Origin of the sequence: Streptomyces sp. NP160 (genome assembly GCF_006335115.1) — a bacterium.
Classification (GTDB): domain Bacteria; phylum Actinomycetota; class Actinomycetes; order Actinomycetales; family Quadrisphaeraceae; genus Quadrisphaera.
In genome coordinates this window covers 98,439-113,230 of the sequence record NZ_VDMJ01000009.1, presented here as the reverse complement: position 1 = coordinate 113,230, position 14,792 = coordinate 98,439, and the positions used below count along the sequence as shown (strand labels likewise).

19 protein-coding genes are annotated in these 14,792 nt (G+C 74.4%); 17 read left to right on the top strand and 2 right to left on the bottom strand.

The annotated features are described in order from the left end of the window. Window positions 1-13: 13 nt before the first annotated feature. The 12 genes from FHN55_RS06760 to FHN55_RS06705 all read left to right on the top strand — a co-directional run bounded on the left by FHN55_RS06760 (window position 14) and on the right by FHN55_RS06705 (window position 10,023). Window positions 14-676, top strand: coding sequence for an L-threonylcarbamoyladenylate synthase (locus tag FHN55_RS06760; RefSeq protein ID WP_139711479.1), 663 nt, complete (start codon window positions 14-16; stop codon window positions 674-676). Continuing rightward, a complete protein-coding gene (locus tag FHN55_RS06755) occupies window positions 673-1,965 on the top strand; it encodes an MraY family glycosyltransferase (RefSeq protein WP_139711478.1) in 1,293 nt (430 codons plus the stop codon). Before FHN55_RS06760 ends, FHN55_RS06755 begins: the two co-directional genes overlap by 4 nt. Window positions 1,966-2,007: 42 nt before the next feature. Next, on the top strand, window positions 2,008-2,457 hold the full coding sequence (locus tag FHN55_RS06750; RefSeq protein ID WP_139711477.1) for a hypothetical protein: 450 nt from the start codon (window positions 2,008-2,010) through the stop codon (window positions 2,455-2,457). Between the two features lie 142 nt (window positions 2,458-2,599). Beyond that, window positions 2,600-3,379 (top strand): F0F1 ATP synthase subunit A, encoded by a 780-nt coding sequence (atpB, locus tag FHN55_RS06745; RefSeq protein WP_139711476.1) that lies wholly within the window; start codon window positions 2,600-2,602, stop codon window positions 3,377-3,379. Between the two features lie 79 nt (window positions 3,380-3,458). Further along, window positions 3,459-3,665, top strand: a complete 207-nt coding sequence (locus tag FHN55_RS06740; protein WP_139711475.1) for an ATP synthase F0 subunit C — start codon at window positions 3,459-3,461, stop codon at window positions 3,663-3,665. 35 nt (window positions 3,666-3,700) lie between these two features. Next, entirely contained in the window at window positions 3,701-4,342 is a 642-nt protein-coding gene (locus FHN55_RS06735; RefSeq protein ID WP_139711474.1) for a F0F1 ATP synthase subunit B, read from the top strand. Beyond that, window positions 4,342-5,151 (top strand): F0F1 ATP synthase subunit delta, encoded by an 810-nt coding sequence (locus FHN55_RS06730; RefSeq protein WP_139711473.1) that lies wholly within the window; start codon window positions 4,342-4,344, stop codon window positions 5,149-5,151. The genes FHN55_RS06735 and FHN55_RS06730 overlap by 1 nt, the downstream gene beginning before the upstream one ends. A gap of 66 nt (window positions 5,152-5,217) precedes the next feature. Beyond that, window positions 5,218-6,846: a F0F1 ATP synthase subunit alpha gene (gene atpA / locus FHN55_RS06725; protein WP_139711472.1), complete on the top strand. Its 1,629-nt coding sequence runs from the start codon at window positions 5,218-5,220 to the stop codon at window positions 6,844-6,846. Between the two features lie 44 nt (window positions 6,847-6,890). Beyond that, window positions 6,891-7,790 (top strand): F0F1 ATP synthase subunit gamma, encoded by a 900-nt coding sequence (locus tag FHN55_RS06720; RefSeq protein WP_139711471.1) that lies wholly within the window; start codon window positions 6,891-6,893, stop codon window positions 7,788-7,790. Between the two features lie 38 nt (window positions 7,791-7,828). Next, a complete protein-coding gene (gene atpD, locus FHN55_RS06715) occupies window positions 7,829-9,292 on the top strand; it encodes a F0F1 ATP synthase subunit beta (RefSeq protein ID WP_139711470.1) in 1,464 nt (487 codons plus the stop codon). Then, entirely contained in the window at window positions 9,289-9,564 is a 276-nt protein-coding gene (locus tag FHN55_RS06710) for a F0F1 ATP synthase subunit epsilon (RefSeq protein WP_139711469.1), read from the top strand. The genes atpD and FHN55_RS06710 overlap by 4 nt, the downstream gene beginning before the upstream one ends. A 15-nt stretch (window positions 9,565-9,579) precedes the next feature. Continuing rightward, window positions 9,580-10,023, top strand: coding sequence for a DUF2550 domain-containing protein (locus FHN55_RS06705; protein WP_257570749.1), 444 nt, complete (start codon window positions 9,580-9,582; stop codon window positions 10,021-10,023). 32 nt (window positions 10,024-10,055) lie between these two features. On the opposite strand, the gene FHN55_RS06700 is transcribed toward FHN55_RS06705, so the two are convergent. Both FHN55_RS06700 and nucS read right to left on the bottom strand, forming a co-directional pair. After that, on the bottom strand, window positions 10,056-10,388 hold the full coding sequence (locus tag FHN55_RS06700) for a hypothetical protein (RefSeq protein WP_139711468.1): 333 nt from the start codon (window positions 10,386-10,388) through the stop codon (window positions 10,056-10,058). 196 nt (window positions 10,389-10,584) lie between these two features. Further along, entirely contained in the window at window positions 10,585-11,280 is a 696-nt protein-coding gene (gene nucS / locus FHN55_RS06695; RefSeq protein WP_139711467.1) for an endonuclease NucS, read from the bottom strand. Window positions 11,281-11,387: 107 nt separating this feature from the next. Here nucS and FHN55_RS06690 point away from each other — a divergent pair, with 107 nt between their 5' ends. From FHN55_RS06690 to FHN55_RS06670, 5 genes are all read left to right on the top strand, one after another. After that, window positions 11,388-11,648 carry a hypothetical protein gene (locus FHN55_RS06690; RefSeq protein ID WP_139711466.1) on the top strand — a complete coding sequence of 87 codons (261 nt, stop codon included), beginning with the start codon at window positions 11,388-11,390 and terminating at the stop codon, window positions 11,646-11,648. A gap of 65 nt (window positions 11,649-11,713) precedes the next feature. After that, a complete protein-coding gene (locus FHN55_RS06685; RefSeq protein WP_139711465.1) occupies window positions 11,714-12,043 on the top strand; it encodes a thiamine-binding protein in 330 nt (109 codons plus the stop codon). A gap of 48 nt (window positions 12,044-12,091) precedes the next feature. Beyond that, a complete protein-coding gene (locus FHN55_RS06680; protein ID WP_218974411.1) occupies window positions 12,092-12,781 on the top strand; it encodes a hypothetical protein in 690 nt (229 codons plus the stop codon). Then, complete coding sequence (locus FHN55_RS06675) at window positions 12,778-13,746, top strand: hypothetical protein (protein ID WP_139711463.1); 969 nt, start codon at window positions 12,778-12,780, stop codon at window positions 13,744-13,746. The genes FHN55_RS06680 and FHN55_RS06675 overlap by 4 nt, the downstream gene beginning before the upstream one ends. Window positions 13,747-13,769: 23 nt before the next feature. Next, window positions 13,770-14,783, top strand: a complete 1,014-nt coding sequence (locus tag FHN55_RS06670) for a tetratricopeptide repeat protein (protein WP_139711462.1) — start codon at window positions 13,770-13,772, stop codon at window positions 14,781-14,783. Window positions 14,784-14,792: the final 9 nt, after the last annotated feature.

Genomic DNA, 14,792 nt, shown 5'->3' with positions numbered 1-14,792 from the left:
CACACTGGTCGGCGTGAGCAGCCGCTACGACTGCACCGAGCCCTCCGCCCGCGAGGCGGGCCTGCGCCACGCACGCGACGCCCTCGCCCGCGGCGAGCTGGTGGTGCTGCCGACCGACACGGTGCACGGCATCGCCGCCGACGCCTTCGACGCCGACGCCGTGGCGCGCCTGCTGGCCGCCAAGGGCCGCGGGCGGGCCATGCCCCCGCCGGTGCTCGTCTCCGACGTCGCCGTCCTCGACGGCCTCGCCACGGGCGTGCCGCCGGAGGCGCGGGCGCTGGCCGAGGCGTTCTGGCCGGGCGGCCTCACGCTCGTGTGCCGCGCCCAGCCGTCGCTGCGCTGGGACCTGGGGGACACCGGCGGCACCGTGGCCGTCCGCGTCCCCGACCACGAGCTGGCGAGGGAGCTGCTGCGCTCCACCGGCCCGCTCGCGGTGAGCAGCGCCAACCGCACGGGCCAACCCGCGGCGACGACGGCCGCCGAGGCGGAGGCCCAGCTGGGCGACTCCGTGGCCGCCTACCTCGACGACGGGCAGCCCGCCCGCACCGACGCCCCGCCCTCCACCATCGTGGACGCGACCGGTGATCGCCTGCGCGTGCTCCGGCGCGGCGCGGTGCCCACGACGGCGCTGCGCATGGTGGTCCCCGTCGACGACGAGGACGAGCCGACAGGGTGAGGGCCTACCTCCTCCTGCTGCTCCTGGCAGCGGGCACCACCTACCTCGCCACCCCGATCGCCCGGCGCGTCGCCGAGCGGGCGGGGGCGATGACGGCGGTGCGCGACCGCGACGTCCACTCGGTGCCGACGCCGCGGCTGGGCGGGCTGGCGATGCTCGCCGGGGTGGTGGTGGCCTTCGCGGCCGCCAGCGGGATGCCCTTCCTCGACAACCTCTTCCTCGACAACCGCGCGCCCTGGGCCGTGCTCGGGGCGGCGGCCATCGTCAGCCTGCTGGGCGTCGCCGACGACGTCTGGGGCCTGGACCCGCTGACCAAGCTGGCCGGTCAGGTGCTGGCCGCCGGACTCATGGCCTGGCAGGGGGTGCAGCTGTACAGCCTGCCCTGGGGCGGCGGGCTCATCGTCGGGTCCGCGGGGCTCTTCCTGGCGGTCACGGTGCTCGCCGTGGTCGTGGGCATCAACGCCGTGAACTTCGTCGACGGGCTCGACGGGCTCGCGGCGGGGGTGGTGGGCATCGGCGGTGCCGCCTTCTTCATCTACTCCTACCTGTTCACCCGCACGGTCAACGAGGAGAACTACGCGAACCTCGGCTCGCTGACGGTCGCGGTGCTCGTCGGCGTCTGCCTGGGCTTCCTGCCCCACAACGCCCACCCGGCGCGGATCTTCATGGGCGACTCGGGCTCGATGCTCATCGGCCTGCTCCTCGCCGCGTCAGCGGTCTCCGTCACGGGCCAGGTCGACCCGGCCGTCATCGGCCAGATCAGCGGCGCCCAGGTGGCGCCGGTCTTCCTCCCGGTGCTCCTGCCCATCGCCGTGCTGCTGCTCCCGCTCACCGACCTCGTCTGGGCGGTCGTGCGCCGCGTGCTGGCGGGGCAGTCGCCGTTCGCCGCCGACAAGCTGCACCTGCACCACCGCCTGCTCTCCCTCGGCCACACCCACGGGCGGGCGGTGCTCGTCCTGTGGCTGTGGACCGCGGTGGTCGCCTTCGGCGCCATCTCCCTGGCCTTCGTCCCGCTCGAGCTGGCGCTGCCCGGCTGGGGCGCGGCGCTGGTCATCGCGGGGCTGGTGACGCTCGGTCCCGCGCGGCGGCGGGCGCGCACGCACGGCCCGGTGCTCCTGAGGCAGCGCGGTGGCGGGGCGCCCCCGGAGACCGCTCCCGGGACGGAGGCGGCGTCCGATCGGGTGAGGCGTCCGTCACGTCCGCGGCCCCCCGCGGAGCCGCAGCGCAGCACCGGGGCGCAGCCCCAGGGGCGCTCCGCGCCGACCGGGGGACCGCCTCCCCGCGTCTAGGATCGGGTGCGCCCCACCGCCTTCTGACGTCTGGAGACGCCCGTGCAGGCCTCGCGCCCGCAGGACCCCTACCGCGCCATGCTCCTCGGCGGCTCGCTGCCCGCCGCCGCCGTCGCCGTCGTGGCGGTGGTGGTCTTCTCGGTCGTGGCGGGCGGGCTCGGGGCCGCCGGCGCCGTCACCGCAGCCCTGCTGGTGGGGGTGACGTTCGCGGCCAGCACGCTGGTGCTGCAGAAGGTGCGCCACCTGGAGCCCGTCATCGTGCTGGGCATCGCGATGGTCGGCTACATGACCGTCGTGCTCCTGCTGGGGCTCTTCCTCGTCCTCTTCAAGGACGCGACCTGGCTGTCGCCCGTCGCGTTCGCCGTCTCGGCGTGCGCGGTGTCGCTGGCGTGGACGGTCGGGCAGGTCTGGGCCTTCACGCGCGTCCGCACCCTGCTGTTCGACCAGCCGGCCGACAGCTCCGGCGCCGCCGACCGCTCGTCCTCCCGGTGACGGGCACCCGGACGGTCAGGAGCACCTCCGCCGTCCGATACGGTGTTCCCGCTCACGCAGGTGGTGCTCAGGGATGCGGACGACGTAGCCCGCTCGAGATCGCACCCACCCGGCCGCACTTCGACCGAGAGGATGCCCACGGATGATCGGTGTGCCGGCTTCAGCGGGCTTCGTGCCCCCGAGTCCCGCCGACTTCTGGCAGCCGCTGATCGGTGACGGCGCGTTCGCCATCACCCGTCCGATGTTCCTCATCGTGCTGACCACCGCGGCCATCTGCCTGGTGCTCGTGCTGGGGACCCGCCGCCTGTCGCTGGTCCCGGGCCGCGGCCAGTGGGCGCTCGAGGGCGTGTACGGCTTCGTGCGCAACTCCGTCGGGCGCGACGTCATCGGCGCCGCCCACGTGCGCCCGTACCTCGGGCTGCTGCTCGCCATCTTCACGCTGGTGCTCGTCAACAACCTGATGGGCATCACGCCGTTCGTCCAGTACCCGACCTTCAGCCGGATCGGCTTCCCGCTGGTCCTGGCCATCGGCGTCTGGTTCGTCTACATCGGTGCGCAGCTGCGCCGCAACGGCGTGGGCGGCACCCTGCGGCACCTCGTGCCGGCGGGGCTGCCCATCGCCGCCGTGCCCGTGGTCTTCGTGCTGGAGCTGCTGACCTTCCTGGTCATCCGCCCGGTCACGCTGGCCCTGCGTCTGTTCGGCAACATGTTCGCCGGCCACACGCTGCTGCTGCTCTTCGCCCTGGGCGGGGAGTACATGCTCCTGCACGGCGGCGCGTTCCTGAAGGTCGTCTCCATCCCGACCTTCGCCATCTTCCTGTTCATCACGGCCTTCGAGATCCTCGTCTCGTTCCTGCAGGCCTACGTCTTCGTCCTGCTGACCTCGCTGTACATCGCTGAGGCCTACGCGGACGACCACTGAGAGACACCACAGGACCCCCCACCACCCACCACGACCGCTCGGTCGATCGACCGCGCGGTAGAACGAGAGGAACGGATCTATGGAAGGCAGTCTCGGGATCGTCGGCTACGGCCTGTCCGCCATCGGGCCGGGCGTCGGCGTCGGCCTGATCTTCGCCGCGTACGTCAGCGGCGTCGCCCGCCAGCCGGAGGCGCGCGGCATGCTCCAGACGATCGCCATCCTCGGCTTCGTGCTCTGCGAGCAGTTCGCCATCTTCGGCATCGCGCTCGCGTTCGTCTTCGGCTGACGCCGGGCCCGTAGCTAGCAGGAGGAGAGCAGAGCATGACACCGGTCCTCACCGCGGAGACGGGGTTCTGGGCTGAGGCCTACCCGGTCATCCCGCACCCGGGCGAGATCATCGCCGGGACCATCTGCTTCATCATCCTCCTGGTGGTCGCCTACAAGGTCGCCGTGCCGCGTCTGGAGACGATGCTGGCCCAGCGCCAGGCAGCCATCCAGGGCGGCATGGAGAAGGCCGAGAAGGCTCAGGCCGAGGCTGCTGCGGCGCTGGAGGAGTACCGCGCCCAGCTCGCCGACGCCCGTGCCGAGGCCGCGCGCATCCGTGAGGAGGCGCGCGCCGAGGGCGCCAAGATCATCGTCGAGATGCGCGAGCGCGCCGCCGCCGAGGCAGAGCGCATCACCGAGTCGGCGGGTCGCCAGGTCGAGGCCGAGCGCCAGGCAGCCGTGACGTCGCTGCGCACCGAGCTGGGTGGCCTGGCCACCGAGCTCGCCGGACGCATCGTGGGCGAGTCCCTCACCGACTCGGCGCGCCAGTCGCGCATCGTGGAGCGCTTCCTCACCGAGCTCGAGCAGTCCTCGCCCGAGGAGGTGCGCGCCAGCGCCACCACCGCGGAGCCGGCCGCGCCGAGCACCGGTGGGGTCACGGGTGGCTCCCACGCCGCGCCGCGGGGCACGGGCCGCTGATGCGCGGCGCCTCGCGAGACTCCCTCGCCGCGGCCCAGGAGCGGCTCGAGCCGCTCCTGGCTCGGGGTGGCGCTTCTGCGCTCGGCCAGGAGCTGTACGCGGTGGCCGGCCTCCTCGACTCCTCGGTCGGGCTGCGCCGGGCGCTGACGGACAGCTCCCGCGCCGAGGCCGACCGCGCGGCCCTGGCCCAGCGCCTGCTCGCCTCCCAGGTCTCCGGTCCCACGCTCGACGTGGTGTCCGGTCTGGTGCGGGCCCGCTGGTCCGAGCAGCGCGACCTCGGTGACGCCCTGGAGGCCCTCGGCACCCAGGCGATGCTGGCCGGGGCCGAGTCCGACGGGGTCTTGGACACCGTCGAGGACGAGCTGTTCCGCTTCTCCCGCCTCGTGGCCGGGGACCGCGCCCTCACCGCGGCCCTGGACGACGGGCGGGCCACCCCGGCGCAGCGCGGAGCCCTGGTCGACGACCTGCTGGCCCGCCGCGCCGACCCCACCACCGCGGCGCTCGTGCGCCAGGTGGTCACCGCCCCGCGGGGCCGCCGGGTCTCCGGCGCCCTGGACGACCTCCTCGAGGCCGCCGCCGCCCGGCGCGCGCGCCTGCTGGCCGTCGTGACCGCCGCCGTGCCGCTCACCGCGGTGCAGCAGGACCGCCTCGCCGCCGGGCTCGCCCGCGTGTACGGCAAGCGGGTGCAGGTCCAGGTCGAGGTCGACCCCGAGGTGCTCGGCGGCCTGCGCGTGCAGGTCGGCGGCGAGGTCCTCGACGCCACCACCGCCAGCCGCCTGGCCGCCGCCCGCCGCCGCGTGGTCGGCTGACCCCGCTGCGGCGGGGACACTAGACACACTGACGAACCACCCACGAACAGGGAGCAGGGACAGACGATGGCGGAGCTCACCATCCGGCCTGAGGAGATCCGCGGTGCGCTGGAGGACTTCGTCTCCTCCTTCTCGCCCAGCGGCAGTTCCCGCGAGGAGATCGGCACGGTCAGCGAGGCCGGCGACGGCATCGCGCGCATCGAGGGCCTGCCCGGGGCCATGGCCAACGAGCTGCTCCGCTTCGAGGACGGCACCCTCGGCCTCGCGCTGAACCTCGAGGAGCGCGAGATCGGCGCCATCGTGCTCGGCGAGTTCGCCGGCATCGAGGCCGGCCAGGCCGTGCACCGCACCGGTGAGGTGCTGTCCGCCCCCGTGGGCGACGCCTTCCTCGGCCGCGTGGTCGACCCCCTCGGCAACCCGATCGACGGCCTCGGCGAGATCAAGGCCGAGACCACCCGCGCCCTGGAGCTCCAGGCCCCGTCGGTGGTGCAGCGCAAGTCGGTGCACGAGCCGCTGCAGACCGGCATCAAGGCCATCGACGCGATGATCCCGATCGGCCGCGGCCAGCGCGAGCTCATCATCGGCGACCGCCAGACCGGCAAGACGGCGATCGCGCTCGACACGATCATCAACCAGAAGGCCAACTGGGAGTCCGGCGACCCGAAGAAGCAGGTCCGCTGCATCTACGTGGGCATCGGCCAGAAGGGCTCCACGATCGCCTCCGTGCGCGGCGCCCTCGAGGACGCCGGCGCCATGGAGTACACGACCATCGTGGCCTCCCCGGCGTCCGACCCGGCCGGCTTCAAGTACCTCGCCCCCTACACCGGCTCGGCCATCGGCCAGCACTGGATGTACGGCGGCAAGCACGTCCTGATCATCTTCGACGACCTGTCCAAGCAGGCCGAGGCCTACCGCGCCGTGTCGCTGCTGCTGCGCCGCCCGCCGGGCCGCGAGGCCTACCCGGGCGACGTCTTCTACCTGCACTCCCGGCTGCTGGAGCGCTGCGCGAAGCTGTCGGACGAGCTGGGCGCCGGCTCCATGACGGGCCTGCCGCTGATCGAGACCAAGGCGAACGACGTGTCGGCGTACATCCCGACCAACGTCATCTCCATCACGGACGGGCAGATCTTCCTGCAGTCCGACCTCTTCAACGCCAACCAGCGCCCCGCCGTCGACGTGGGCATCTCGGTGTCCCGCGTGGGTGGCGACGCGCAGATCAAGGCGATGAAGAAGGTCTCCGGCACGCTGAAGCTGGAGCTGGCGCAGTACCGGTCGCTGCAGGCGTTCGCGCTGTTCGCCTCCGACCTCGACGCCGCCAGCCGCAACCAGCTGGCCCGCGGTGAGCGCCTGACCGAGCTGCTCAAGCAGCCGCAGTACTCCCCGTTCCCGGTGGAGGAGCAGGTCGTCTCCGTCTGGGCCGGCACCAACGGCAAGATGGACAAGATCCCGGTCGAGGACGTCCGCCGCTGGGAGACCGAGCTGCTGGAGCACCTGCGCCGCAACGACGTCGCGCTGAGCACCATCCGCGAGACCGGGCAGCTGGGTGACGACACCGTCGCCGCGCTCACCAAGGCCGTGGACGAGTTCAACGCCGGCTTCCGCACCTCCGAGCAGGGCGGCGGCTCCGAGGAGTCCTCGTCCGAGGAGGCTCTGGACGACGTCCAGAACGAGCAGATCGTCCGGCAGAAGTCCTGACGTGACCGCGCTGACGATGACGACGACGACGAGAGGAGGCTCCGGTGGCCGGGCAGCTGCGTGAGTACCGGGGTCGCATCAAGTCGACCCAGTCGATCCAGAAGATCTTCCGCGCGATGGAGCTCATCGCGACGTCGCGCATCGCCAAGGCGCGCCAGGCGGTGGCCGCCTCCAGCCCGTACGCCCGGGCGCTGACGCGGGCGGTCTCGGCGGTGGCCACCTACACCGACGCCGAGCACCCCCTGCTCACCGAGCGGGAGGACCCGAAGCGCGCCGCGGTGCTCGTCGTCACGAGCGACCGCGGCATGGCGGGCGCCTACTCCTCCAACACGCTCCGCGAGGCTGAGCGCCTGGTCGCGACGCTGCGCGAGCGCGGCGTGGAGCCGGTGCTGTACGTGCTGGGCCGCAAGGGCGTGACGTACTTCCGCTTCCGCCGGCGGACCATCGAGGCCGAGTGGACCGGGTCCTCGGAGTCGCCCACCTACGAGCTGGCCGACGAGGTCGGCGAAGCCCTGGTGGCGGCCTTCCAGAAGACGGGTGCGGACGGCGGCGTGGACGAGATCCACGTGGTCTCCACGCGCTTCCTGTCGATGGTGACCCAGGAGCCGCAGGCCCTGCGCCTGCTGCCCCTCGAGGTGGTCGAGGGCGTCGAGGCGCCCCCGAGCAACGAGGTGCTGCCCCTGTACAGCTTCGAGCCGGACCCCGAGACCGTGCTCGACGCGCTGCTCCCGCGCTACATCAGCGCTCGCATCTACAACCTGCTCCTGCAGGCGTCCGCCAGCGAGCACGCCGCTCGCCAGCGCGCGATGAAGGCCGCCGGCGACAACGCCGACGACATCATCAAGGACTTCACCCGGCTGGCGAACCAGGCCCGCCAGGCGGAGATCACGCAGGAGATCTCCGAGATCGTCAGCGGCGCTGACGCCATGACCTCGGCCCGCTGACCACCGCCTAGATCGTCCGCTGAGAGGACCGCACCGAGATGACCGCGACCACCACCGAGCGCCCCCACTCCGCCGCTGCCCCGGCGACCGGCCGCATCATCCGGGTGACCGGACCGGTCGTCGACGTCGAGTTCCCCGCGGACGGGATGCCCGACATCTACAACGCCCTCACGATCGACTACACGCTGCTGGGCGAGGCGACCTCGTTGACCCTCGAGGTCGCCCAGCACATCGGTGACAACCAGGCCCGCGCCATCGCGCTCAAGCCCACCGACGGCCTCGTGCGCGGCATGGAGGTCAAGGACACCGGCAGCCCCATCTCGGTGCCGGTCGGTGACGTGACCCTGGGCCACGTCTTCAACGTCAACGGCGTGCCGCTCAACCTCGCCGACGGCGAGACCCTCGAGATCACCGACCGCTGGCCGATCCACCGCAAGGCCCCGGCCTTCGACCAGCTCGAGTCGAAGACCACGATGTTCGAGACCGGCATCAAGGTCATCGACCTGCTGACCCCGTACGTGCAGGGCGGCAAGATCGGCCTGTTCGGCGGCGCCGGTGTCGGCAAGACCGTGCTGATCCAGGAGATGATCCAGCGCGTCGCCCAGAACCACGGCGGTGTGTCGGTGTTCGCCGGCGTCGGCGAGCGGACCCGCGAGGGCAACGACCTCATCGGCGAGATGGAGGAGGCCGGCGTCTTCGACAAGACCGCGCTGGTCTTCGGCCAGATGGACGAGCCGCCGGGCACCCGCCTGCGCGTCGCCCTGAGCGCCCTGACGATGGCCGAGTACTTCCGCGACGTCCAGAACCAGGACGTGCTGCTCTTCATCGACAACATCTTCCGGTTCACCCAGGCCGGCTCGGAGGTGTCGACCCTGCTGGGCCGCATGCCCTCCGCCGTGGGCTACCAGCCCAACCTCGCCGACGAGATGGGCGTGCTGCAGGAGCGCATCACCTCGACCCGCGGCCACTCGATCACCTCGCTGCAGGCCATCTACGTGCCGGCGGACGACTACACCGACCCGGCCCCGGCCACGACGTTCGCGCACCTCGACGCGACCACCGAGCTCTCCCGCGAGATCGCGAGCCGCGGCCTGTACCCGGCCGTGGACCCCCTGAGCTCGACCAGCCGCATCCTCGACCCGCGCTTCCTGGGCCAGGACCACTACCAGACGGCGACGCGCGTCAAGCAGATCCTGCAGCGCAACAAGGAGCTGCAGGACATCATCGCCATCCTCGGCGTCGACGAGCTGTCCGAGGAGGACAAGGTCGTCGTCAACCGCGCCCGCCGCATCCAGCAGTTCCTCAGCCAGAACACCTACATGGCGGAGAAGTTCACCGGCGTCCCGGGCTCGACCGTGCCGCTGAAGGACACCGTCGAGTCGTTCCGGATGATCGCTGACGGCGAGTACGACCACGTCGCCGAGCAGGCCTTCTTCAACGTCGGCTCCATCGAGGACGTCGAGAAGAAGTGGGCTCAGATCAAGAAGGAGACCGGCGAGTGAGCCTGCAGGTGCAGGTGGTCTCGGCCGAGCGCGAGGTGTGGACGGGCGAGGCCAGCATGGTGCTCGCCCGCACCCTCGAGGGTGAGATCGGCATCCTCACCGGTCACGAGCCGATGCTCGCGGTCCTCGCCGAGGGCGAGGTCCGCGTGGACGGCGTCGGCGGCAGCGGTGGCGTCACCGCCCAGGTCGACGGTGGCTTCCTGTCCGTCGAGCATGACACCGTGCTCGTCGTCGCCGAGCGCGCCCGCGTGGGCGATCGAGCCTCCAGCTGACAGCCAGCTGACAGGTTGCCCCTCGAGACCCTCCTCCTGGACGTCGCGGTCGCCGCGGCGTCGGCCCTGGTGCTGCTCGCCCTCCTGCTCGTGGGGGTGGCGCTGCGGCGCCGGGCGCTGGTCAAGGTGCCCGGCAGCTTCGAGTGCGCGGTGCGCCGGCGCGGGCGGGCGTGGACGGTGGGCATCGGCAGGTTCGGGAGCCACCACGTGCAGTGGTGGAGCGTGCTGTCGCTGCGGCCGGGACCGCGCTCGACCTGGGCGCGCACCGACCTCGAGGTGGTCGGGCGCCGCTCACCCGGCGCGGAGGAGGGCCTCGCGCTGCAGCCGGGCGACGTCGTGGTGCGGTGCACCCACCGCGGCGCCTGCCTCGAGCTGGGCATGAGCCCCGACGCGGCGACGGGCTTCACGTCCTGGCTGGAGGCGGCGCCACCGGGGGCGCCCGGGCACCCGGCGCTCTGAGCGCGCGGAGTCCTGGCGCTCCGAGGCGGCCCTCAGGCCGCCTCGAGCAGCGCCCTGGCGATGCTGGCGTCCTCCGGGAAGACGAGCACCCGCGGCCCGTCGGTGGTGGGGGCGAGCGTCGCGCGCAGCCCCGCCGAGACCAGCCGCTGGCGGTCCACCTCGGCCTCCACGAACGTGCCCGGTTCGCTCACCACGACGAGCAGCCCGTACTCGCTGGCCTTGCCCGCGCGGGGCTGGCGCGCCACGAGGGAGTGGCCGCGGGAGAAGGTCCAGCGCAGGGCGAGCACCAGGACGCCCAGCATCACCAGGGACAGGCCGAACGTCGTCCACGCCCCGAGCGCCGTGCCGCTCGCGCTCACACCCATCCGCCCATGGTGCGACAGCCGCACACGGCGCACCAGGGGGACCCCCGCGCCGGTGGCGCCGCTGCCCCGGGTCTTCTTGCACTTCCCGCGGAAAGTGCGGGATCGGCGGGGGTCTGTAGCGCACTTTCCGCGGAAAGTGCGCGACGGGCGGGGGTGTGTGGCGCACTTTCCGCGGAAAGTGCGAAGAGGGCGGGGGTCAGAAGAGGCGGGACTCGACGTCGTCCACGCCGCGCAGCGCGTCGTAGTCGAGCACGAGGCAGCGGATGCCCCGGTCGGTGGCCAGGACCCGGGCCTGCGGCCGGATCTCCTGGGCGGCGAGCACGCCCTCGACGGGCGCCAGCAGCGGGTCGCGGTTGAGCAGCTGCAGGTAGCGGGTGAGCTGCTCGACGCCGTCGATCTCCGCGCGGCGCTTGACCTCGACCGCCACCGTGCCGCCGTGGGGGGAGCGCACCAGCAGGTCGACCGGGCCGATGGCCGTGGGGTACTCGCGGCGCACCAGCTGGTGGCCCTCCCCGAGCAGCTCGACCTGCTCGGCCAGCAGCTTCTGCAGCTGCGCCTCCACGCCGTCCTTGACCAGGCCGGGGTCGGTGCCGAGCTCGTGGGTGGAGTCGTGCAGGACCTCGTGCACGGCCACCACGAGCCGGTCCTCCGTCTTCGACGCGCTGACCGTCCAGACCTCCTGGGCGCCCGCCTCGGCGTGGGGGCCCGTGGCGGGTCCCACCGCGAGCGAGCACGGCGGGCTCATCCAGTTCAGGGGCTTGTACGATCCGCCGTCGGCGTGCACGAGCACGCTGCCGTCGGCCTTGACGAGCAGCAGGCGGGTGGCGAGGGGCAGGTGGGCGTTGAGCCGCCCCTCGTAGTCGACCGAGCAGCGGGCGATGACGAGGCGCACGAGCGCGCAGGTTACCCAGCCTCGAAGATGGGGTGGTGCCGCGCCGTCGTCCTCAGCCCGTCCAGCGCTCCGCCGGCCGGCGCGGCGCGCGGTCGCAGGCGCGCCAGGTGGGTGCGCCCGAGCCCACCCGCCCGGTCGGGTGGGCCACGGGGGAGAGCGCCCCGGACGGCGACTGGCTGGTGCGGGCGGTGCCCGGCGCCGCCGCGCTCAAGCCGTACCGCTGCCCCGGGTGCGACCAGCTGATCCCGCCCGGCACGGCGCACGTGGTGGCCTGGCCCGCCGACGCGCCTCCCGGCGTCGGGCCGTCCGAGCGCCGGCACTGGCACCGGTCCTGCTGGCGGTCCCGGGCGCACCGCCGGCCCGGCTGACCCGGTCGCTGACCCGGTCGCCGATCCACCCGCGCGGGCGGCGTCGCGTGGTTACCGTGGGCCGCATGCTCGTCGCCTTCTCCGTCGCGCCCACCGCCGCCAGCGACTCTGACGGCTCGGTGACCCAGGCGGTCGCCGCGGCGGTGCGGGTGGTCCGCTCCAGCGGGCTGCCGCACCGCACCGACGCGATGTTCACCACGCTCGAGGGCGAGTGGGACGAGTGCATGGACGTCGTGCGCCGCGCCTGCGAGGCCGTCGCCGCCAGCAGCCCCCGCGTGTCCCTCGTCCTCAAGGCCGACATCCGCCCCGGACGGACGGGCGAGCTGCAGGGCAAGCTGGACAGGCTCGAGGCCGCCGTCGAGCGCGCCGAGGGCGAGCCCGGCCGCGGCCAGTGACGCGGTGACCCGGTGACCGGTGCGGTGCCGGTGGCAGGGGTGTCGGAGGTGGCGGGGGTCTCGGGGGAGGCGCCGGTGGCCGGGCACGGCACCCGCCGCGAGCTCCGGGCGTCTCGTGCGGCACCCGGCGGCCCCGGGCGCCGGCGGACGGCGCTGCTGGCGCTGCTGGCGGTGCTGCTCCTGGGCGCCGGCGGTCTGCTGGCCACGGTGGCCCGCCCGGTGGAGAGCGTCAGCGCCGCTCTCCCGCTCGCACCCGCGACACCGCTCGTCGTCCTGTCGCCGCAGCTGCTGGCCTCCCGCGACGGGCAGGTGGTGGTCACCGCCCGCGGGGACGGTCCCGTGCTCCTGGCCCGGGGCGGAGCCGGTGACGTGGCGGCCTGGGCCCGGGGCACCACCAGCTCCTCGGCGACGGGGCTCGACGACGACGGCGGCGTCCGCGTGGAGCGCGCCGACGGCGCCGCGTCCGCGCCCGACCCCGCCGGCAGCGACCTCTGGACCGCCCAGCAGCGCGGGGAGGGACGGGCGCAGCTTCGCCTCGGGCCCTCCAGCGCGCTGGGCGCCGGCGCGCAGGCGGTGCTGGTGGCCTCCGACGGGGCCTCGCCCGCCCCGGCCCGCGTGGAGGTCACCTGGAGCAGCCGGCCGGTGCCGCCGCCCGCCTGGGTGGTCCTCGGTGCCGGTGCGGCCTGCGCCGCCGTCGCCGCGGTCGGCGCGCGCCGCGGCGCAGGGACCCCCGCGTGAGGCGCGCCCGCGTCGTCGTCGCCGGTCTCAGCGCGGCCGTGGCGCTGCTCCTGGTGGCGGTCGGCTGCACGAGCGGTCACGAGGCCGGGCGAGGCACCTCCGACGGGACCGGGGCACCGTCGGCCGCCGTGGCCGCGCCGCAGCTGGCGCGCATCCTCGGCGCGGTGGCGCAGGTGCGCCCCGACGGCCTGGACGCCCGCTTCGCCGGCGCGGAGCTCGAGGTGCGCCGGGCCGCGCTGACCGTGCGCGCGCAGGTGCCCACCAGCCCCGAGCCGGCGCCGCTGGCGGGCGACCGGCTCCTCACGGCGGTCCCGCCGCCGGGGGAGTGGCCGCGCTGGTTCCTGACCGCCCTGCAGCCGGGCGGCGGTGCCGTCCCGCAGGTGGTGGTGCTCGTGCAGGACGGCCCGCGCGACCCGTACCGCGTGGTGGCGTCCGCGGCCGTCCTGCCGGGGGCCTCCCTGCCGCAGCCCGCGACCACCGGCGGCGCCGCCGTGCCGCTGGCCGCCGACGCCGCGGGGCTGGCCCTCACGCCCGCGCAGGCCCTCGAGGGCTACGCGGACGTCCTGACGCGCGGCGCCGAGGCGCCCGCTGCCGCGTCGCTCGCCGACGACCCCCTGCGCGCGCAGGTGCTCAGCGAGCAGCAGGCCGAGCGGGACGGCGTGTCCGCCTACGTCGACTACGCCGCGTCGCACACCCCGCGCGAGGGCGCCCTGTGGTCGCTGCGGACCACCGACGGCGGCGCTCTCGTGGTGGGCGTGCTGTCCGGCAGGCGCAGCTTCACCCCGCGGGCGGCCGGCGTGAGCCAGACGCTGCCGCCGGACCTCGCCGCGCTGGCGGGACGCGACACGGCCCCGCAGGGCCTGGAGGTGAGCACGTCCGAGGTCGTCGTCCTGCGGGTCCCCACCTCGGGCCAGGCGGCCCTGGTGGCGGGCCAGCGGGGCACCACCGGGGTGGTCGTGCGCTGAGGCGCCTGGGGGAGGATGGGGGCATGAGCACCCCGGCGAGCCGCCCCGGCCCGCGCCTGAACCTGCGCGGCGCCGTCGACCTCTCTGGCCTGGCCAACCGCCCCCAGCGCCCGGCCGCACCGGCAGCCTCCGCGGCCGCCCCGACGGCCGCGCCCGCGGACGGCGCGGCGCCCCCGGAGGGCCAGGTCCCGGCAGGGGCTGCGAGCGTGGTCCTCGACGTCACCGACGCCGAGTTCGCCTCGCTCGTCCAGCTGTCGGCGCAGGTGCCCGTGGTGGTGGACCTGTGGGCCACCTGGTGCGGGCCGTGCAAGCAGCTCTCGCCGGTGCTGGAGCGCCTCGCCGAGGAGTACGCGGGGGCGTTCCTGCTGGCCAAGGTCGACGTCGACGCCAACCCGCAGATCGCCGCGGCGTTCCAGGTGCAGTCGATCCCCACCGTGGTCGCCGTGCTCGCCGGCCAGCCCGTGCCGCTGTTCCAGGGCGCCTACCCCGAGCCGCAGGTGCGCCAGGTCCTCGACGAGCTGCTCAAGGTGGCCGCTGCCAACGGCGTCACCGGCCGCGTGCCCGGTGCCGGCGGTGGTGGCGCCGACGGCGCCGACGGTGCCGGCCTCCCCGCGGAGCCGCCCGTGCCGCCGCTGCACGCCGAGGCGCGCGAGGCCATCACCCGCGGCGACCTCGACGCCGCCGCCGACGCCTACCGCCGGGCGCTCGCCGAGGCGCCCGCGGACGCGGAGGCCGCCGTCGGCCTGGCCAGCATCGAGCTGCGCCGCCGCACCCGCGGGACCCAGGCCGCGCAGGCCCTCACCGCCGCCGACGCCGCCCCCGCGGACCTCGAGGCGGGCCTGCTCGCCGCGGACCACCAGGTGCTGGCCGGGGACGCCGAGGGGGCCTTCCGCCGGCTGGTCGCGCTCGTGCGCACCTCCCACGGCGACGACCGGGACGCCGTGCGGGCTCGCCTGGTGGAGCTGTTCGAGGTGGTGGGGGCCGAGGACCCCCGCGTCGCCGCGGCCCGCCGCAGCCTGGCGGCCGCGCTCTACTGAGCCCGGCCG

Coding starts and splice junctions, on each gene's coding strand:
- atpB (WP_139711476.1), top strand. CDS start 2,600: ATGATCGGTGTGCCGGCTTCAGCGGGCTTCGTGCCCCCGAGTCCCGCC.
- FHN55_RS06740 (WP_139711475.1), top strand. CDS start 3,459: ATGGAAGGCAGTCTCGGGATCGTCGGCTACGGCCTGTCCGCCATCGGG.
- FHN55_RS06735 (WP_139711474.1), top strand. CDS start 3,701: ATGACACCGGTCCTCACCGCGGAGACGGGGTTCTGGGCTGAGGCCTAC.
- FHN55_RS06730 (WP_139711473.1), top strand. CDS start 4,342: ATGCGCGGCGCCTCGCGAGACTCCCTCGCCGCGGCCCAGGAGCGGCTC.
- atpA (WP_139711472.1), top strand. CDS start 5,218: ATGGCGGAGCTCACCATCCGGCCTGAGGAGATCCGCGGTGCGCTGGAG.
- atpD (WP_139711470.1), top strand. CDS start 7,829: ATGACCGCGACCACCACCGAGCGCCCCCACTCCGCCGCTGCCCCGGCG.
- FHN55_RS06700 (WP_139711468.1), bottom strand. CDS start 10,388: ATGGGTGTGAGCGCGAGCGGCACGGCGCTCGGGGCGTGGACGACGTTC.
- FHN55_RS06685 (WP_139711465.1), top strand. CDS start 11,714: ATGCTCGTCGCCTTCTCCGTCGCGCCCACCGCCGCCAGCGACTCTGAC.
- FHN55_RS06670 (WP_139711462.1), top strand. CDS start 13,770: ATGAGCACCCCGGCGAGCCGCCCCGGCCCGCGCCTGAACCTGCGCGGC.